The sequence below is a fragment of the Micromonospora sp. NPDC048170 genome, from assembly GCF_040652795.1.
GTDB lineage: Bacteria > Actinomycetota > Actinomycetes > Mycobacteriales > Micromonosporaceae > Micromonospora.
Genome location: NZ_JBEZMR010000014.1, coordinates 1 through 19684, shown reverse-complemented (window position 1 = coordinate 19684; position 19684 = coordinate 1). Strand labels below are relative to the sequence as shown.

The window sequence follows — 19684 nt, the reverse complement described above, 5'->3', positions numbered from 1 at the left end:
GCTCAGCCGAGCAGGTCGCGCAGCCGCTCGACGAGTCGCAGCCGGTCCCGGTGCGCGCGGGCCAGCGGGGTCACGTTGAGGGTGGTCACTCCCGCCTGCCGGTACGCGGCCAGCCGCTCGGCGATCCAGGAGGCGGGACCGATCAGGCTGGTGCCCTCCACCAGTTCCTCCGGCACCGCCTCAGCCGCGGCGTCCCGTCGCCCGGCCAGGTACAACTCCTGCACGGTGCGCGCCGCCTCGCCGAACCCGTACCGCTGCGCGAGGGTGTTGTAGAAGTTCGCGCCCACCGCGCCCATGCCACCGAGATAGAGCGCCAGCTCCTGCCGGGCCAGCCGGCGCAGTCCGGTGACGTCGTCGCCGATCGCCAGCAGGGCGTTGACGTTCACGTCGAGCGGCCCGAGTGACGCGTCGCGCCGCTGGGCGCCACGGGCCAGGCTCTCGCCCCACACGGCGGCGGACCGCTCGGGGTAGAAGAAGGCCGGCTGCCAGCCCTCCGCCAACTCCGCGGCCAGCTCGACGTTGCGCGGCCCGATCGCGGCGAGGGTGATCGGGATCCGTTCCCGGAACGGCTTGTTGATCAGCTTGAGCGGTCGGCCCAGGCCGGTGCCCTGCTCGACGGGGAGCGGGATGCGGTAGTGGGTGCCCTGGTGGACCAGCTTCTCCCGGCGCCAGACCCGCCGGCAGACGTCGATCACCTCGCGGGTACGGGCGAGCGGCGCGTCGAACGGCACGCCGTGGAACCCCTCGATGACCTGCGGGCCGGAGGCGCCCAGGCCGAGAGTGAACCGGCCCGATGAGACGTGGTCGAGCCCGGCGGCGGTGGTGGCGATCAGAGTCGGGGTACGCGTGTACAACTGCATCACCCCTGAGGCGATCCCCAGCCGCCGGGTTCGCCCGGCGATGAATCCCAGCTGGCTGACGGCGTCGAACGTGTACAGCTCGGCCACCAGCACCAGGTCCAGGCCCGCCTGCTCGAAGTCGACCAGCTCGTCGGCGATGTCGGTGATGCCGGCGCGATAGTTGAGAGGCATACCCAGCCGCATCGGCGACGCTCCCGAGATCGTATGTGTTCGTATGTGCAAGCCTTCTTACGTCATCTACAAGGTTCCCACAAGGCTCGACCAGCCCACCCCGGCTGGGGCCGGCCGAGCCTGCGCAGGTGCTGGGGTGGCCACGACGTCCGGACGACTGCGACCTCGTCTTTACGGGTATTTATGAGTCTTGCCTAGTGTCTGCAGGTGAGGATGTGGTTTCCTCTGTGGGTGCTGTGCGGTGCCGGGCGGAAGGTGGGCCGACGTGACACAAGCCAAGTCCCCGCCGAGGCTTGACATCTCGGATTTCCGGGCGCTGGCGGGACGGGTGGCCGGGACCTCGCTGATCGAGGTCTCCCGCAACAACCACGTCTATCGGGGCGGAACACGCGACGACCACGTCTACGTCGTAGAGCGTGGTCAGGTGAAGACGCAGATGGTGGCCGCGAGCGGCAAACGCTGCCTGCTCTCGGTGTACGTGATGGGTGACCTGTTCGGCGAGATCGCTCTGCTCGGTCTGGAGCGACTGGAGTCCGCGATCGCACTGACCCGGACCGTGCTGCTGCGGGTCCCGGCGGCGCGGGCCGCCGCCGTGCTGGCCGCTGAAGGCTCCGGTGACGTGCTCGCGCGTCACCTCAGCATCCGTCTGCGGCATCAGCAGCAGGTGGTGGCGGACATGGTGACGTTGCCGAGCGAGCTGCGCCTCGCGGTCCGCCTGCTGGACCTGGCCGAGCGCTTCGGCCAGCGCGGCCCGGGTGGCACCCGGGTGGACATCGCCTTCACCCAGGAAGATCTGTCCGAGATGGTCGGCACCACGCGGACCCGCATCGGCCAGTTCCTCAAGCGATTCCGTGAACTGGGAATGGTGGATTTCACCCCTCGGTCGCACCTGACCGTGCACGAGGAGCGCCTTTCCTCGTGGATCTCCACCGCAACACACTGACTGCTCATTAGTGAGCAGACCGCCGAGCGGTCAACGGTAGAGGATGCCTCCCAGGAAACCCACTCTCAGGGAGGTCAGTATGAAGAAGCTTGTCGTTCGCAAGCTGGAGCCGATCAAGACCAGCGCCAACGCGGACTGCGTGCCCGCCGCCTCGGCCGCCTGACGAACGGTTCATGATCGGCGGGGACCGGCGTGAATGATCGCTCCGGTCCCCGCCGAGCGCCATCTGCACCGCGGAAGTGGAAGGAATTGCCCCATGGCCGTCAATACGGCTGAGTCCGTCGTCACCGTCCGCCCGTTCGTCTCGACCACTGACGGTGCGGACGTCATCATCGGCGACACCGACCGCAAGGTCTATCTCGCCATTCCGGCCGAGGGGCTGGACATTCTGCACGCGCTCGCCGAGGGTCGGACCATCGCCGAGACCGCCCGCATCTACGAGCGCAAGCACGGCGAGAGCGTGGACGTCGAGGACTTTGTCGCCGTGCTGGCCGACGAGGGCTTCGTCACCCGCGGCGGCGAGCCGGACGCCGCCACCGAGCCGGCTCACCAGCACGCGCATAACACGATCAAGCGGTGGAGCTTCGACTGGATCTCGCCGGCCACCGCGCGCCGACTCACCGGTCCCGCTGTGATCCTGCCCGGCCTCGCGGTCATCCTCGCCGGCGTGGCGATGGCGATCACCGATCCGGGCCTGGTGCCCGGCCCACGGGCGCTGCTGTTCGAAGGCGGGAACTTCGCGGTTCTCACCGTGATCAGCGTAACGCTGGCGATGATCGGGCTGTCGCTGCACGAACTCGCGCACGCGCTGGCGGCTCGCTCGGTGGGTGTGTCGGCGACCCTCGGCATCAGCAACCTCATGTACGTCCTGGTCGCCCAGACGGACATCAGCGGTATCTGGATGGCCTCCAAGCGTGCGCGGTACAAGGCCTTCCTCGCCGGATTCTTCGTCGACGCGTTCTTCGGCTCCCTGCTGGTCGCGTTCCTGTTCGCCGCCCGGCGCAACATCCTCGACGTGCCAAACTGGGCGACTCTGCTGGCCAGCGCGGCTCTGCTCACCTTCATGGTGCGCATCGGGTTCCAGTTCTTCTTCTACCTGCGGACCGACATGTACTACGTGATCGCGACCGCCCTGAACTGTCGCAACCTGATGTCCGACACCGAGAGGTTCCTGTCCAACGGGATCAAGCGGCTGACCTTCCGACGGCACAAGGTGATCTCGCAGGCCGGCATCCCGCGCGGCGAGATGCGCAAGGTGCGGGGGTACGCGGCGGTGTGGGTGTTCGGCCGGGTCTTCGGGCTGGTCGCCCTGGTGTTCACGATCCTGCCGGTGCTGTGGGTCTATGTGGAGCAGTTCGTGCTGCTTGCGATGGGCGAGCCGACGCGGTTCTCGTCGGCCGACTTCGCCACGGTCGCGGTGCTGGCCGCGCTGATCAACGGTGGCGGCCTGGCGATGTGGGGCCGCAACCTGTGGCGCGGCGGGCGCCGCCGGCGGGCGGAGGACGCGCGGACGCTCGCCCGGCAGGCCGCAGCTGCCAGCTGATCGTCCGACGGACGCCGGGCCCCACGCGGGGCCCGGCGTTTCGGCGTCGGCTGCGGGCAGCGGCTACGACGAGGACGTCTCGTCCTGCGCCGACGCGCCCGTGATCACCAATGACGGTGACAAGGTCACCGCGACCGACCTCGAGACCGGCCGCACAGCCGATCGATCCCGCCGCCTGGCATCGCCGGCTCCGGCGCATGCGATCGGCAGAGGACTGCCGGAGCGGCCGGCGACACCGGTCGAGGGCACCGGGTTGCCCGCATGCGCCGGACTCGGTCGTGCTGGTGACGGCAGCGAGCTGATACGTAGCAATCCCAGTGCGGGAATCCTGGGACCGGCAACTCTCTCGTTGCGAAACAGGTAAATATGGTTGATCATGGCCTCGATCACTCGTCGAACGCTGACAGCGGCTCCTTCCAGCCCTCGGGCTCGAGCTCACGATGTCGGAGCCAAGGAGGAATCGGTGACCGCCACGCTTGACTTCGCACGTGCTCGTGAGGAGGTCGACGTCGCTGTGCAGGTCGCTGTCAACTCCTGCACGCCGATCACCGCTTGCTGCGCCAGTTGGAGGCAGACCATGCCCTGCTCCTGTCAGCCTGAACGGCCGACGCCGACCCGCTCCTGCCACGCCACGTCGCACCACCGTCGCGTCGCGACCAGGGCAGGGGTCGCCTGATGGACTCCACCAGCGCGGTTTTCCTCCCCGACCCGGCCGCGGACTATCTGAGGGCGGTCGGGGCCGGCAAGCTGCCGGCCGACCTGCCAGCCGATCACGCCGTCACGGTGCTGGGGCCAGAACTCGCGGCGCGGACCTTCCCGCGCCCGATGTTCGTCGCGGAGCGTGAGATCGCTTCGTTCTACGCCGACTTCGAGGTGCTGCTCGATGTCGTCGGCAGGCTGCCCGATCTGCTCGCGGGCGGCAGCCTGGCCGCGTTCGGCGCGCTGACCGACGCGCCGGCGGCGATCCGCCCGATGCTCGTCGACACCGACATGCCACGCCTCGTCCGGTACGGCCGCGCCGACCTGATCCACGACGGCACCGGCTTCAAGGTGATCGAGCTGGGCCTGAGCACCGCGGTCGGCGGGGTCGCGCGGGCACCGCTGACTGCCGCGATCCTGGCCGACCCACGATTCGGCCACTTCGCCGAGCGACACGGACTACGTCACCTCGATTCCGTCACCGGCTTGGTCGACCTGCTGGACGCGGCGGCACCGGAGCATGAGACCGGAACGCCTGGCGGCCTCAGGAAGGTGCTGATGGTCGAGGCGACCGGGGCACTCGGGGAGTGGGCAGCCGCATGGCAGCCGATGGCCGAGCGGATCGAGACGCGCCCCTTCCAGACTCGGCTGGCAGAGATCGCCGACCTGTCGAAACCCGATGGGACCATCGCCGACGGTGTCGCCGGAGTCAGCGCGATCCTGCGGCTGTTCAATCTGGAGGAAATCGCCGCCGAGCCGGACCCGGTGATCGCCTGGCGGCGGCTGCACCCGTCAGTGGACAGCGCCACTCCGCCGGTGGTCACCGTACCGGCGCATGACGTGTTCAACAGCAAGTCCTGCCTCGCCCTGGTGCAGCTGCCCGCAGTGCAGGACGCGCTGACCGAGGCCAAACGCGCCGCGTTGCGCCGCATCCTGCCCCGGGCGACCCGCATCGACGGCTCGCACGACCTGACCGGCATGATCCGCGACCGGTCCGACAGCATCCTCAAACCGACCACGTTGGCCCGGGGTGAGGGCACGGTGGCCGGCTGGACGGTCGACGACACGACCTGGCGCGAGGCGCTCACCAGGGCGGCCAGGGACGGCCGGTACATCGTGCAGCGGCGGGTCGTGCCCCGGATCGAGCCGGGCTACGACGAGCAGGGCGGCGCGGTGCGGGACTGGCACGCGGTGTGGGGGCTGCACTACGGACCGGCCGGGCTCACCGGTCTTACCTCCCGACTGGTCAGAGAATCGAGCACCGTCATCCGCGGCACCACCGAACGAGGCACCCTGCTCGCACCGGTGTTCGTCAGCTCCGGCTCTCCATCGTCGAGCGATGATCGCCATGGGATGGCCACCGTCGAACGCTGACTTTCGCCATCTCGGGGCCGCCCTGACCAGCAACCGGTTCGGCTACGACGTCACATCGGTCGGTTGTGGTGGACATCTCTCGCGAGATGCCAGGCGAGGGCAGCGGTGACGTCCGCCTGCGCGGCCACCGGCAGGCTCAGCCGCAAGCTTGCGCAGTTGGTCGAGGATCGTCCGCGTAGAACATGTAGCCGGACGGGTCCACTGGAGTGATGGGCGTCCTCACGAGCGCTCGCCCGAGACGACGCCTTCCTGTTCGGCGATGAGTTCACAGACATGCGCGACAGTCGGATTGCGGAAGAAGTCACGAAGCCTCAGGTTAACCTCGAATTCGATACTGATCCTCGCCACGACCTCAGCCGCGAGCAACGAGTGGCCACCGACGTCGAAAAAATCGTCCGTCACCGAAACGGTCTCGATGTCGAGACACTCGGCGAACAGGTCGCACATCGACGCCTCCAGCGACTTACGCGCAAGTCGATCAATGGGCATTAGGTTCTCCAACAAGAAGTAACAGGGACGAAACTCAGATCTGCTCGGCTGATCTCCGCTGAAACTGGCTCACGAGAGCGTTAAAGTCATCGCCTTCCCGCTCGCCATTCTCCGGACGCCCAGACTCAGCGCGCGAACCTCTTTTGCAGCAGTTCCGCGCAGGCCGTTCGGTCGATCTTGCCGCGGTCGTTCACCGGGAGGCCGGCCAGGGTCGCGACGCGGGTGGGCATCATGTAGTCGGGCAGGTGCGGGCGAAGTCGTTTGCGTAGCTCACTCGCTGACGGGACGTCACCGGTGCAGATGGCGGCGAGTTCGAGTTGCCCGTCGAGATGCGCGACCGCGTGCACGATCGCCTCATCGGCCCCTCCCCACATCCGCATGGCGCTCTCTATCTCAGGTATCTCAATCCGGTAGCCGCGAATCTTGACCTGGTGGTCCAGGCGGCCCAGGTGAACGAGGATCCCGTTTTCGAGGGCGACTCGATCGCCGGTGCGGTACCACGCCTCAGGCCCTGGTTCGGGGCGATCGGACCTGGGCCGAGGAGGTGTGGGTTCGATGAACCGCCCCGCATTGTCCTTGGCGTCGTGATAGCCGTAGAACCGTTGGGAGCCCCGCACCTGCAGCTCGCCGAACTCTGGATCGATCTGAAAGTCCAGATGCGGATACACCGCGCCGATCGGCACGGTTCCGTTGGATGTCGCCGGCCAGGCGTCGCGTTCCTTCGGTAGGCGATATGACGTCATCGCCACCGTGAGCTCGGTGGGTCCGTAGAGATTTTCCAACGTGCTGTTCGGTGCAGCCTCGGCCCATGCCTGCGCTTGGTTGAGCGTGAGTTGCTCCCCGCAGAACAGGCTCCAGCGCAGCGACGGCATGCATCCCGGAGACAGCAGCCGCGCTCGGGTAGCCATGGAAACCAGAGAGGGTACGCAGAACCAGTGCGTCAACCGATGCTTGTTGACGAACTCGACCGGATCGTAGAGGTCGTCGGCCGACGGCACCACCAGAGCGGCTCCGGAGCCCCAGGTGACGAACATGTCGAAGACCGACAGGTCGAACGTCAGGCTGAACATCTGCGAGTGTCGGCAGCCTGGTTCCATCCCGTAGCGGACGACGTTGAGATCGATGAACGGGTCTACGTTGCCGTGCCTGATCGGCACGCCCTTGGGCTGGCCTGTCGAGCCTGAGGTAAACAGCAAATAGGCGAGGTCGTCAGGATTGCCCGTCCAGTCAGGCAAGCTGTCCCGCAACGCCGATCCGGCAGCGATATCCGATGCCGCGGGCGACCCGATGCGTACGACACGGGCCGGGAGTGTGTCCAGAAGTGCTGCGTCTGCAGTGTCATCGGCGACGATGAAGTCCAGGCCGGCCGAGCGGGCGACCACGGCCAGGCGATCCGCGGGATGAGAAGGGTCGAGCGGCACGACGACACCGCCGATCCGCAGGCTCGCGATGTAGGCCGCGTAGGTCTCGACGGTCCGCGTGGAGAGTAAGCCGACTCGTGGCCGGCCGACACCCTCGGCGAGCAGGCGGTGGCCGATGACGCGGGAGATCCCGTCGAGCTCGGCGTAGCTCAACTGCCGGCCGTTGACGATCAGGGCAGGCTCGTCTGGATACTTCTCGACGCTCCGGATGAACCAGTCATGCAGCATACGTTTCCTCCGGATCAGCTCCCTGGGTTGCCGAACCAACCACAGTCGGCACAAAGTCGAAATCCTGTTCCCCTGGCGGCTCAAGGAAGTAGTTGATGTCTGCCATCAGTAGTTGCATTCGGTCATGATCAGTGGCCGTAAGCCACCGATCATCGAGCAGGCAGCGGTTTCGACGCAGGACATCTTCAGAAAAAGGCAGGCCTCCCGCGTCCAGGTAGCGTATTGCGCCGGCGCGATCGCGACACGGCATCACGCGTGACCTCGCGTGCCTGCTTGCGCTGAAGGGAACGTCCAGGGAGCCGCGTTTGAATGCCGAGGAGATCGCCAGTGGAAGACTGCCGGCGCCGAGTAGTGGCCCAACGATCTCATCCACCTCCCGCTCGATCCAGTGCTGCTCTTCCTCCAGGGCGTCCTCGTCGAGTCGGATGGCATGGATGAATGGGGCGTTCGCGATCCGCGCAAGGCGTATCCCATGAATGTTCGCCGAGGCGTCCGGGATGCCATAGCCTTCCTGGATCGTCTTTGTGACCACCTTCGCGGCGCCGCCCAGCCTCGCGGTCAGGGCTCCCGCGAATATGAGTTGCTCAGCGCGGGCACGGCTCTTCGGAAAGACTCCCATGAACTCATGGAGCACTGGATAGACGTTGACTGACGATGGTAAGTAGCGACTTGCAAGAGACCGAATCGCGCGGAGCGCAGCGACATCCTGTACCAGACTCCCGGCCTGCGGATATGCAATCGATATGCAGGTCACTCCGGCGCGGGTGGCCATGACCGCTTCCAACACGCTGATCGCGAGACTGACCGACGGTGGCACGAGGACGCCGGTGAGGCTGCCGAACAGTTCACGGTCGACAACCACACCCGCTTGAGCCAACTCGCCGCACCTTGCATCAATCTCCGCATATGCATTCAACGAGTCCGCGAGCGGGACATCTTTGCAGTATGGGAGATTGTAGGAGATTCCGCCGCCCTCGAAGGACGTTACTCCTGACGCGATTGTGGTTTCGAACAACCGGCGCGGCAACGGAGAGCCATGGCGCACCTCGAGCGGGACGGAGACCGCCTGGTTCAGGTCGCGTCCGCGCCGCCAACCATGCGTCACCAACGGGTAGCCGTTCAGTTCTTCAGGGGCGTTGCGTAACGATGACAGAGCCCTGTCGAACTGGTTGAGCCGCGTGTAGGAGTCGATTGTCAGACTCAGGATGTCGGGGTGGGCACCTTCTTCGAGGGCGAGCAACAGGGCGCGCATCTGCTCATGACCGCCGACGCCACATCGTGGCTGAATCGCCACAAGGCCCTGGGCCTGCGCCGCCCCGAGAACATCAGGAACAGTGGGCTTCTTCAGTGCCTTCACGAAGTCGACCGAGTCGGCAGTCGATGGAAATTCATCGAGGTGCATCGACTGGCTCCTCAATGGGCGGCGAGCCCGAGAAGCCGGTCAGATCGCCGTCGGGTTGCCCTCGGAGCCGATCGAGTAGCGTGGGGATCGTGGACGGGTCGCGAAGGATGTGGTCTACCCCCAGAGCGTAGAGGGCCGCGTCTTTGCTGATGTCGTCGGCCACGGCCACCGACAGGTTTCCCCCGACGATCACCGGGCAGGTGATCGCACCGCGATCCTTTGCCTCTGGCAGGTCGGCAAGATCCTGTCGCGCATGTCCATTAAGGCTGCCGACGAGCACCGCCTCCGCTTCGGGCCACCGAAGGAGGGCATCGCAAATATCGGATACCGTCGTGCAGGCGCCAAGGTTCACCACGTTGAAGCCGTGCGATCTGAGCAGATGGGCTATGAGGTGGTTTGCGACCACATGGGAATCACTGGCCGCGACGCACAGGATGACGGTTCGCCTGCCGGGGCGGTAATCGCTTCTCATTCCTGACCGTTTTCTACGTATCGAGGGTTGACCGCTGCATCCGGTGCGGCAAGCGGGGCACAGGCATCCATCATCGGTGATATCCATGCCTGAAGTCTCCCGGAAGTCGCAACGACGCCTGGTCTGTGCTGACGGTTTCTCGCGTATTGTTCATGCGGACAGTGACGCTCTCATCAGTTGAAGAGGTCGGCGCTGGGCGGCAGCACCCAGGCTCGAGGGCCGCCTACGACGGGTGGCGCTCTTCAACCAGCTGCACGGCCGAGAGCTGCGCTTTCGAATCCTGCGCTCCGGCGGTGAGTAGCTGACGGAAATGTAGAACCATGGCCTGTATCGAGTCGCGGTCGAATATCTCGGTGGCGTATTCGGCGCGTAGCGACCATCGTGTCGGCGAAACGGGGATCACCTCGACCATCAGATCAAGCTTGGCAGTCTTGTTGTGAATGGACAGTTGTCGGACATCCGTGCCTGCGAAAGTTACGGGGGAAGGAGTGACCGATTGAAGTGCGAAGGCGACCTGAGCGAAGGGCTGGCGGCTTCGGTCGCGGGGAGGACTGAGCTCCTGCACGAGCCGAGCGAAAGGAATATCCGAGTTGCTGAACGCGCCGAGCGCCGACTGCCTCACGCGTTGCATCATCTCTACGAACGTCGGCGCGCCGCCGGTGTGGACGCGCAGGACGACCGTGTTGATCAGAAGTCCCACGAGAGACTCCGTACCGGGATGATGGCGGCCCGCGACTGGCACGATCATCGCCACATCGTCCTGTTCGGCGTACCGTGCCAGCAGTTCCTGAAACGCTGCGGCGAGCGCCATGAAGAGCGTGCAGCCATGATCCTCAGCCGTGGCGCGGAGCTGGCTCATGAGGGGACCAGGCAGATCGATCTCGACCCGGTCGCCGCTTACCGGTCGGTGGTTCGGCCGCGGCTTGTCGGCGGGAAGGTCGAAGGGGACATAGCCGGCGAGGGCGGAACGCCAGTAGTCCACCTGGCGCGTGAGCCGTTCTCCGCTGAGCCATTGCTCGTACCACGCCGCAAACGTGGAGTACGTGACGTCCAGTGTCGGCAGGCGTGCCGGCCGCGATCCCACGATGCTGTCGTAGAGCTCGCTCAACTCGTTGGTGATGACACCGATCGACCAGTCGTCGCAGATGATGTGGTGCAGACAGAGAAGCAGAACATGCCTGTCGGGGAGAAGCCGAACCAGGCTGGCGCGTAGTAGGGGTGCGCGTTCGAGGTCGAAAGGGGTCCGCGCCACGAGGCGCATCTGCACCTCCAGGGCGGCCGGGTCGTTCCCCGTCGCATCGACCTCGTCGAGACTGACACTCACGTGGGGATGCACCCGAAGGGTGGGGACGCCACGACTGTCCGGGAAGGACGTACGCAACACCTCGTGCCGGCTCACCAGGAGGTTCAACGCCTGGTTCAGCGCGGCCACGTCGATCTGCCCCGTGATCTCATACGCCAAGGGGACGTTGTATATCGGTAGCTCAGGGTACACCTGGTGTAGGAGCCACTGACCGCGTTGAGTCGGGGACAGGGCGCTGGCTTGCTGGCCTGCCACATCTTCGGCGGCAACGGCCATCTGGGCGGGACTTTCCACCTTCCTCGCCCTTTCCGCCAGCGCTGAAAGGGTGGAATGGGCAAAGATGTCATCCAGCCCGATCCGGACCTGCTCCGCTGATTCCAGAAGGTGGACCACACGCATCGCCGCGAGGGAATCGCCACCAAGTCCGAAGAAGTCGTCTTCGGGTCCCACCACGTCGACCCCGAGCACCGTCTGCCACGCCCGCGCAATCCGCTGCTCGTCAGGACTGAGAAGAGAGGGCTCGTCGCTGATCCGGTCGGCGTGATCGGAAACCGCCTGTACGTCGATCTTGCCATTAGGCGTGAGCCGCATCTTCTCCACGATGATGATGTTGGCCGGCACCATGTACGACGGCAGTGCGGCGGCACACATCTCTTGGAGCTGTCGAGTGGTGAACGGTTCCAGCCGCGGGCGAGGCTGCACGTAGGCCACCAAGCGACGTCGTTCGTCTGGACGACCGACGACGCCTACGACGGCCCGCTCCACCCCCGGGTGGGTATGCAGTACGTTCTCCACCTCACCGAGTTCGATCCGATGCCCGTTCACCTTCACCTGACGGTCCCGGCGTCCGACGATCTCCAGCGTTCCGTCCGCTCGGTATCGTCCGAGGTCCCCCGTCCGGTACAGGCGGGCGCCAGGGCGGCCGCCAAGGTGGTCGGGCACGAAACGCTCAGCCGTGAGACCCGGTGACCCGACATAGCCACGGCCGACCCCGGAACCACCGAACACCATTTCGCCGACGACCCCGTACGGGACCGGTTGAAGATCCTCATCGAGCACGTAGACCTCGATGTTGGGGTTGGGGCGCCCCAGGGGTGTGGTACCTCGACCGCCTGCGGCAGCAACGGCAGTCGCATCCACGCAGCAACCGCCCACGGTGACCTCCGTGGCGCCGTACTGGCTCAGCACCGTCAGCCCCGCTGCCCGGGCCGCAAGGGACCTGACGACCTCCAGGCGCAGCGGTTCACCGCCGACGAACAGCGTCTTGGTGGCCAGTCTTCCGCCCCGCAGCCGGAGCTGCCCTTCGAGGACTTCGAGGTGCGATGGGGTGAGCCGGACAAAATCGAAGTCGGCGTCGCCGGTGAGCACGTCGACTACCTTGTCGATCCTCGCGCCGTCGGGTAGCAACACCATCTCCGCGCCCCTCATGAGGGGAACGAAGATGCACGGAACTGTGAAGTCGAAGCTCAGCCGAGTATGAACCAGGGTGCCCTGCCGATGGCCCGTGGGCAGCACGGAATCAGCCCACAGCAGGTAGTTCACGGCACTTCGGTGCTCGATCATCGAGCCTTTCGGCGTGCCGGTGGAGCCGGAGGTGAAGATCACGTACGCCAGATTGTTCGGGGCGGCGAGGGACTCCGGTCGGTCGCTCGGTTGTGCCCGCAGCTCGGCGACATGCCGATCGACGTCCAGAACGGGAAGACCGGTCGGCGCCAGAAGGTCAGCGGTGCCGGCATCCGTGATGGCCAGGCTGACACCGGCGGCCGCCAGAGCGCTCGCCGTCCGCTCCAGGGGCTGATCGCGGTCCTGCGGTACGTAGGCTGCGCCAGCCTTGAGGATCGCCAGGATCGCGACGATCACCCCCGGCTCCCGCCTCAGGAGAATGCCCACCCGGCACTCCGGCCCGACCCCGCGCTGACGGAGTAGCCGAGCCAGTTGGTTGGCCTGTCGCTCCAGCTCTCCATAGGTGAGCGTGGAGTCGCCACACGAGACCGCGACGGAGTCCGGCACCCGGTCCGCCTGTCTCTCGAACAGTTCGTGAAGGCAGAGATCGGGTGTGCTGGCTGCCCTGCCCCGTCCCCACCGCCGGGTGATCGTCGTGGTCTCGTCGGGCGTCAGGAGGGTGAGAAGCCGAGCAGGAGTGTGCGGGTCAGCGTATGCGCTGCCCAGGAGAGTCATCAGGTGAGCGATCATGCGACGGACGGTGTCGCGGTCGAACAATTCGGGTTCGTAGCTGAGCTGACCATCGAGACCGGCGGGGGTCGCAGTCATCGTCAGTCTGATCTCCGCCAGGGAGGTGCTCCCATCGGCCACGGGAGGATCCGACGGCTCGCCGTGGACCGCTGTCTCCTTGCCGTGCCAGGCAAACGCCGCGCGTACCGCCTGGATCCGAGGTTCGGATCGGCGTTCGCCGTCGCCCGGTTGTTCTGCCGGGTTGTCAAGGAGGCGCATGAGTTCGGTGCCGTTTGCTCTGGCCAACGCGTCGAACCCTAGTGACCCGGGATCGCCACACTCGACGACGGTGCCCGGCTCCATTGCGCGATGGTGCGCTCTGGCTGGCCTGACGGGCACACACATGACACCCATGACGAATCGTTTCTGCCCGCTGTAGCGATGCAGCAGCAGCCGCCACGCGGTCTGGAGAACCACCCACCTGTCGGTCCCGACCCGACTCGCCAACGCGTCAACCCGCTCGGCCATGGCCCCGGTGATGGCGAATGGCTCGTCCGCCCTGCGGCTACCACAAGCACGGGTACGCGGTCGATCGGTAGGCAGTTCAAGGAGCGATTCGTCTCCTGGAATCCGATCGGCCAACTCAGGCGATTGCTCAGTCACGGCCGCTCCTGTGGCAGAGATGGGATTGCGTTCTCTCCTCCGTCGGAGAAGGAGGGTGATCGACCAGCAGGAGGAGGGATGACGAAGAGTGGGCAAGGGCGGGGACGTGAGCCGCGAGGAGGGAGAGTGAGTGCATGTGCCCGGCAGCCCGTCCTAGACGCCAGCCAAGTCTGTAGGCATCAGCTGAAACCACCCGTGCTGACCGTCTGGGGCGAGGCGTCCGCCGTCAGGATGGTCTAGAGTGGTCATACCCCGTCCGGCACTCCGCGGACGGCCGAAGGTAAGACGTCGAAGCATGCTTCGGCTCCTTGGCGACAGCGCGTGGACAGCGATTCAGTGATACTGTTGCGGAACGGATCGAGCGGCCACGCATCTGCGGCCCGCCCCTCGATCCCTTCCGCCTGAAGACGGATAACTGCATGAATGACTCCAGCCTCCGATTGGAATAATCTCCGGGGAAAGGTAGGCTGACCCGACGGCTTTCGCTGCGGGCAGGCGAGCGTTCATGTGATCGGAGCAAACAACCTCAAAAAAAGCTCACCAAAAGTGCCTGCCACATCCGACCGTCCATGTTTTAGCAGTCGGATGCCGCTCTGTCATGTATCGCCCTCCTGGTGGGGGATCCTACGCACAGCCAGTGGATCAAAGCAACACCCTCGATCTTCACTCAGAGGTCGGTGGGCGGTGGTGGACGACGGCATGACCGCATTGATTGCGTTGATCACCCTTTCTTCTAAAAGGCCCCTGTCGGCGCGGTCAGAGTGTCAGCCGGCCGCGTGCCCCAGCCGGCGGGCCTGCAACAGGGCCGCCACCTCCACCGCGTCCGTGGCCGCGTAGACCTCGTCGGCACCCGACGCCGCACGCACCTCAGCCAACCGCGCCAAGTCCTCGGCGGCCTGGGACCCGGTGTCCGCCGAGGCCAGCAGCAGCGCCTCGACGTCAGTACGCAGGCTCGTCGGCCGGTCCGTCTCGACCGCCCGCAAGGTACGTACGATCGATCAATTCCAACAGACTGGGCGTAAGTCCACTTCCGGCGATACTGGCGACCGCCCGTCCGGCCGCGCCAACGTCGCGGTCAAGTTGGTCGTACCCCGACGGCGGCCCAGACGAGAGACCGCGTCGAGCAGAAGTGGCATGGTGGTTGGCCCCGTACTGTGCGGGGCCAACCACCATCAAGCTGGGTCTACCTCCAGGTGTCGGTGCGGGTGATGGTGCCGCCGGACGAGGTGGTGAAGCTGCGGTTGTCGCCGCTCTCCCAGGTCACCGCGCCGTCGGGGTTCTTCTTGAGGTACTTGTACTCCACCGCGGTGTTCGGTGGGAGGTTCACCGTGGCTGCCCAGACGGGGTAGCTGGCCGAGGAGAGCGGGACCGCGTTCGCGGGGTTCCACGAGCCCAGGGCCGCGACGTTGCCGACCACGTAGACGTTCTGGCCCCAGGTGGTGGTGGCGGTGGCCTGGAAGGAGGCGGCGACCGTCGAGGTGGGGTTGTCCCCCCGGAACGTCTCGTTGACCGTGACGCCGCCGGCCGCCGGGGTGACCAGGCTCCGGTTGGCGCCGGACTCCCAGGTGACCGTGCCGGAGGTGGTCTTCTTGATGAACTTGTACTCCACCGTGCTGGACTTCGGTAGTTGCACCACGCCTCGGAAGACGCCGCCCTGTGCGGTCAGTTCGACCGCCGAGGCCGGGGCCCACGAGCCGAGCGCGGGGACGCTGCCCACCACGTAGACGCTCTGGCCGCCGGTGGTGGAGGCGGCGACGGTGAAGGTGGCCTCGACGGTGTCGCCGACCGGTCCGGGGACGTAGGTGTCGGTCCGGGCGGCGGTGCCGCTGGCCGGGGTGGTGAAGCTGCGGTCGGTCGCCTCCTGCCCGACCACGGTGGACCCGCTCTTGACCAGGTAGCGGTAGGAGATTCCGGTGCTGGCCGGCAGGGCGGCGGTGGTGGTCCAGGCGCTGCCGCTGCCGCTCAGGGCGACGGAGTTGGCGGTGTTGCCGCCGCCGAGCGCGGCGGTGTTGCCGACCAGGTGCAGGGTCTGTCCGGCATCGAGGGTGGCGGTGGCGGTGAACGTTGTGTTGACGGTGACCCCCGGGGTGGGCCGGGCGTTGACGTGGATCGCGACCGCGTTGTTGGCCGGGATGTTCACGGTGGCCCGTCCACCGGAGACGGTGACCCGGGTGCCGGTGCAGCCGGAGCCACCGACCCCGCCGGAGATGACGTCGCAGTACTCGCCGTCGGCGAGACCGGTGACGAACTGCGCGCTGGTGGCGGCGCCGGAGTCGTTGATGCCGATCCAGGCGCGGTCACCCCGGTGGAAGCCGATGACGTTGTTGTTGACGGTGGTGAAGTCGGAGACGGTCTTGACCGATCGTGCCGCGTTGGCCCAGCCGACCATGCCCTTGATCCCGGTGCTCTGGGTCAGGCAGTTCCAGGCGCTGCCGCAGACGGTGTCGGTGACGTACCCGTTGCCGTTGTGCGGTGGGGACTGGTTGCGGTTGTTCCAGGAGAAGCTGTCGTAGACCGACGGCTTGCCGTGCGGGTAGGCCAGCGCGAAATAGTTGGCCAGGACGTAGTCGGTGCCGTTCTTGTAGGACAGGACGACCCCGTCGCGTTCCAGGTCGTGGTTGGTGACCATGGCGAAGACGTTCGCGCTCGGCGCGTCCAGGTTCCAGTTGGGGATGTTCGCCAGCGCGGACACCGAGCCCTGGAAGGCGGACCGGATCCCCTTGGCGTACGCGAAGTCGAGGACGTCCCCGTTGCCGATGAACGCCCGCGCCTTGAGCGCGTCGTTGCTGGCGCCGTCGAAGATCTCCTGGGCCACGTATGGACGCCGGTTCTCCGCGACCGTGTTGTTGAGCTTGCCCAGGATGGCCGCGAAGTCGTCCTTCTTGACGTGCTTGACCGCGTCCACCCGGAAGCCGTCGACGCCGAGGCCGATCAGGTCGTTGAGGTAGGCGGCGATCTTGTTGCGGACGCTTTCCTTCTCCGTGTACAGGTCGGAGAGGGAGAGCAGCTCACAGCTGGTGACCTGGGCCTCGTTGTTCCAGTCGTTGATCGCCCCGTTGGTCGGGCAGTTGTCGCCCGGGCGGTGGAAGTCGCCGTTGCCGTAGGGCACAGCGGGGTAGCTGTAACCGGAGAACTGGGTTCCGGCGTACCCGACGGTGCCCGCCGGGTTGTTCGTGCCGGCCATGTGGTTGACCACGGCGTCCACGTACACCCGCACCCCGGCGGCGTGGCAGGCGCTGACCATGGCGGCGAACTGCTGCCGGTTGCCGAACCGGCTCTCCAGCTTGTAGGAGACCGGCTGGTAGACCTCGTACCACGGGTGCACGCCGTCGCTGCTGTTCGGAAGGCTGACCGACTCCTGCGGCGGAGCGACCTGGACCGCGCCGTACCCGGCCGGGCCAAGGTGGTTGGTGCAGGCCGCGGCGACCGACGGCCAGTTCCACTCCCAGAGGTTCGCGGTTACCTCGCTGTTGTTCAGGGTGACGGCTGCCTGCGCGGGGGCCGCAGTCGCCAGGACCGCCGGAGTGGCGGCGGACACGGCTAGCGCGGCGGCAGTCAGCAGGCGACCGACGCGGCCGCTAGCCGACGATCTCAGGGTATGCATGGACGGACCTACCTCCGTGGGGGAAGGAGTGTGGGGGTGGATGGCCATCCGAATGACGACGAGGATGCTCTATGTCTGCAATGCATGCAAGACCTTGCGGCAACATTCCAGAAATCCGCCCGCAATCTTGCCGCTGCGCGACGGCAGCGACCACGATGTGAGACAGGTGTGGGCCGTCGTCACTGTGGCCGGCCGTTCGGGCGGGATGTGCGCCGCCATGCGGTCGAAGTGGAGGCGATCCTGTCGGCAGCTTCCTGGCCCAATCCGCTGTGCCGCATCTCCGGCTTGATCTGCGACGCCTGTCGCAGGTGGCAGACGTCGGCCAGCAGCGTGCCCGCGCATCCACCGGGCTGAATCCTTGACGCGAGCTGTGGTCGGTCTTAGCTTGTGATGCAGAAGTTTCCAGCAAGTTTCAGCAAGTTTACTGAAGTTCTTGCAAGACTTCTTCGGGCTCCATGCCGCCGCCCGGTCCAACGTCGAGCCGGAACCCCGCACCGCGTCCGTCCATCCCCAGGAGAGCGCCGTGTCCATCACCCATCGATCCCGCCGACCAGCCAGGACAGTCAGCCTGCTCGCCAGTGCCGCGCTGGCGCTCACTGCCGGAGCAGCTATCGCTACCGCCGTCGGATCGTCACCCGCAGCCACCGCCAGCCCGCCCGGCGGAAGAGACGTCACCGCCGTCCTGTTCGAGTGGCGCTTCGACTCGATCGCACGTGAATGCCGCGACACCCTCGGCCCGAAGGGCTACGGCTTCGTCCAGGTCTCCCCGCCTCAGGAGCACATCCAGGGCGGCCAGTGGTGGACCTCGTACCAACCCGTCAGCTACAACATCGCCAGCCGGCTCGGAGACCGGAACTCCTTCGCGAACATGGTGTCCACCTGCCACAACGTCGGAGTCAAGGTCATCGTCGACGCGGTCATCAACCACATGAGCGCCGGTTCCGGCACCGGCACCGGCGGGACGAACTACAGCAAGTACAACTACCCCGGCTTCTACCAGGTGCAGGACTTCCACTCCTGCCGCACCGACATCCGGGACTACGGCAACCGCTACGACGTACAGGAATGCGAACTGGTCTCACTGTCTGACCTGAACACCTCCAGCGACTACGTGCGCGGGCGGATCGCCGGGTACCTCAACGATCTGCTCTCCCTCGGGGTCGATGGGTTCCGCATCGACGCCGCCAAGCACATGGCCGCCGGTGACCTCTCGGCAATCAAGTCACGGCTGAGCAACCCGAACGCCTACTGGATCCAGGAGGCGATCTACGGTGCCGGCGAGGCGGTACAGCCCGGCGAGTACCTCGGTACCGGCGACGTGCAGGAGTTCCGGTACGCCCGAGATCTCAAGCGAGTGTTCCAGAACGAGAAACTCGCCTACCTGAGCGATTTCGGCGAACGCTGGGGCTACCTACCCAGTAACAAGGCCGGCGTCTTTGTCGACAACCACGACACCGAACGCGGTGGCGACACCCTCTCCTACAAGAACGGCGCCGAGTACACCCTCGCCGGCGTGTTCATGCTCGCCTGGCCCTACGGCGCCCCGCACGTGCACTCCGGCTACGAGTTCAGCGACCGTGACGCCGGCCCACCCAACGGCGGACATGTGAACTCCTGCTACTCGGACGGCTGGAAGTGCCAGCACGCCTGGCGGCAACTGGCCAACATGGTCGGCTTCCGTAACGCCGCCGCCGGCACCGGGGTCACCAACTGGTGGACCGACGGCGACGACCAGATCGCGTTCGGCCGCGGCAACAAGGCCTACGTCGCGATCAACCGCACCGGCGGCACCCTCACCCGCACGTTCCAGACCTCGCTGCCGGCCGGCACGTACTGCGACGTCCAGCACGGAGACCTCACCGGTGGCGGCTGCACCGGACCCACCCACACCGTCAACGGCTCCGGCCAGTTCACCGCCAGCGTCGGCCCCAACGACGCGATCGCCCTGCACGTCGGCGGGTCCGGTTCGCAGCCGACCACACCCCCCACCAGCAACCCGCCGTCTGAGGCCGGAGTGAGCTTCGGTGTCAACGCCACCACCAGTTGGGGCCAGAACATCCACGTCGCTGGTGACCATCCTGCCCTCGGTGGTTGGGATCCCGCCCAGGCGCCGCTGCTCTCCTCGGCCAGCTACCCCGTCTGGCGACTCACGGTGGCCCTACCCGCCGGAACGAGCATCAGCTACAAGTACATCCGCAAAGACGCCAACGGCAACGTCACCTGGGAAAGTGGCGGCAACCGCACCGTCACCGTTGGCAACGGTGGGACCACCCCCCTGAACGATACGTGGCGCAACTGACCCATCCCGCAGCTGTGGCCCGCCGAGCGAACTCGGCGGGC

General features: G+C 66.3%; 11 protein-coding genes and 1 pseudogene. 4 read left to right on the top strand and 8 right to left on the bottom strand.

The genetic code is table 11. The features are described from left to right. Positions 1 to 2 precede the first annotated feature (2 nt). On the bottom strand, positions 3 to 1043 hold the full coding sequence (locus AB0D32_RS19015; protein ID WP_357091413.1) for an LLM class F420-dependent oxidoreductase: 1041 nt from the start codon (positions 1041 to 1043) through the stop codon (positions 3 to 5). A gap of 229 nt (positions 1044 to 1272) precedes the next feature. Here AB0D32_RS19015 and AB0D32_RS19010 point away from each other — a divergent pair, with 229 nt between their 5' ends. The 3 genes from AB0D32_RS19010 to AB0D32_RS19000 all read left to right on the top strand — a co-directional run bounded on the left by AB0D32_RS19010 (position 1273) and on the right by AB0D32_RS19000 (position 5590). Further along, positions 1273 to 1974: a Crp/Fnr family transcriptional regulator gene (locus tag AB0D32_RS19010; protein ID WP_357091410.1), complete on the top strand. Its 702-nt coding sequence runs from the start codon at positions 1273 to 1275 to the stop codon at positions 1972 to 1974. A 256-nt stretch (positions 1975 to 2230) separates the two neighbouring features. Beyond that, on the top strand, positions 2231 to 3517 hold the full coding sequence (locus AB0D32_RS19005) for a hypothetical protein (RefSeq protein ID WP_357091408.1): 1287 nt from the start codon (positions 2231 to 2233) through the stop codon (positions 3515 to 3517). 675 nt (positions 3518 to 4192) lie between these two features. Further along, positions 4193 to 5590 carry a hypothetical protein gene (locus tag AB0D32_RS19000; protein WP_357091406.1) on the top strand — a complete coding sequence of 466 codons (1398 nt, stop codon included), beginning with the start codon at positions 4193 to 4195 and terminating at the stop codon, positions 5588 to 5590. A 219-nt stretch (positions 5591 to 5809) separates the two neighbouring features. Here the strand turns inward: AB0D32_RS19000 and AB0D32_RS18995 are convergent, their stop codons facing one another. From AB0D32_RS18995 to AB0D32_RS18965, 7 genes and pseudogenes are all read right to left on the bottom strand, one after another. Further along, positions 5810 to 6079 (bottom strand): phosphopantetheine-binding protein, encoded by a 270-nt coding sequence (locus AB0D32_RS18995; protein ID WP_357091404.1) that lies wholly within the window; start codon positions 6077 to 6079, stop codon positions 5810 to 5812. 125 nt (positions 6080 to 6204) lie between these two features. Continuing rightward, a complete protein-coding gene (locus AB0D32_RS18990; RefSeq protein WP_357091402.1) occupies positions 6205 to 7728 on the bottom strand; it encodes an AMP-binding protein in 1524 nt (507 codons plus the stop codon). Next, complete coding sequence (locus AB0D32_RS18985; RefSeq protein ID WP_357091400.1) at positions 7718 to 9130, bottom strand: methylaspartate mutase; 1413 nt, start codon at positions 9128 to 9130, stop codon at positions 7718 to 7720. The genes AB0D32_RS18990 and AB0D32_RS18985 overlap by 11 nt, the downstream gene beginning before the upstream one ends. Next, the gene (locus AB0D32_RS18980) at positions 9117 to 9602 is read right to left on the bottom strand and encodes a cobalamin-dependent protein (protein WP_357091398.1); all 486 of its coding nucleotides are present in this window, start codon (positions 9600 to 9602) and stop codon (positions 9117 to 9119) included. The genes AB0D32_RS18985 and AB0D32_RS18980 overlap by 14 nt, the downstream gene beginning before the upstream one ends. A gap of 223 nt (positions 9603 to 9825) precedes the next feature. Next, positions 9826 to 13440 carry an amino acid adenylation domain-containing protein gene (locus tag AB0D32_RS18975; RefSeq protein WP_357091396.1) on the bottom strand — a complete coding sequence of 1205 codons (3615 nt, stop codon included), beginning with the start codon at positions 13438 to 13440 and terminating at the stop codon, positions 9826 to 9828. A gap of 1076 nt (positions 13441 to 14516) precedes the next feature. Beyond that, positions 14517 to 14802, bottom strand: a pseudogene (locus AB0D32_RS18970) (FAD-linked oxidase C-terminal domain-containing protein); the annotation flags it as partial. 121 nt (positions 14803 to 14923) lie between these two features. Then, the gene (locus AB0D32_RS18965) at positions 14924 to 17344 is read right to left on the bottom strand and encodes a carbohydrate-binding module family 20 domain-containing protein (RefSeq protein ID WP_357091394.1); all 2421 of its coding nucleotides are present in this window, start codon (positions 17342 to 17344) and stop codon (positions 14924 to 14926) included. A gap of 523 nt (positions 17345 to 17867) precedes the next feature. Here AB0D32_RS18965 and AB0D32_RS18960 point away from each other — a divergent pair. Further along, positions 17868 to 19643 carry a carbohydrate-binding module family 20 domain-containing protein gene (locus tag AB0D32_RS18960; RefSeq protein ID WP_357091392.1) on the top strand — a complete coding sequence of 592 codons (1776 nt, stop codon included), beginning with the start codon at positions 17868 to 17870 and terminating at the stop codon, positions 19641 to 19643. The last annotated feature ends 41 nt before the right edge of the window (positions 19644 to 19684 follow it).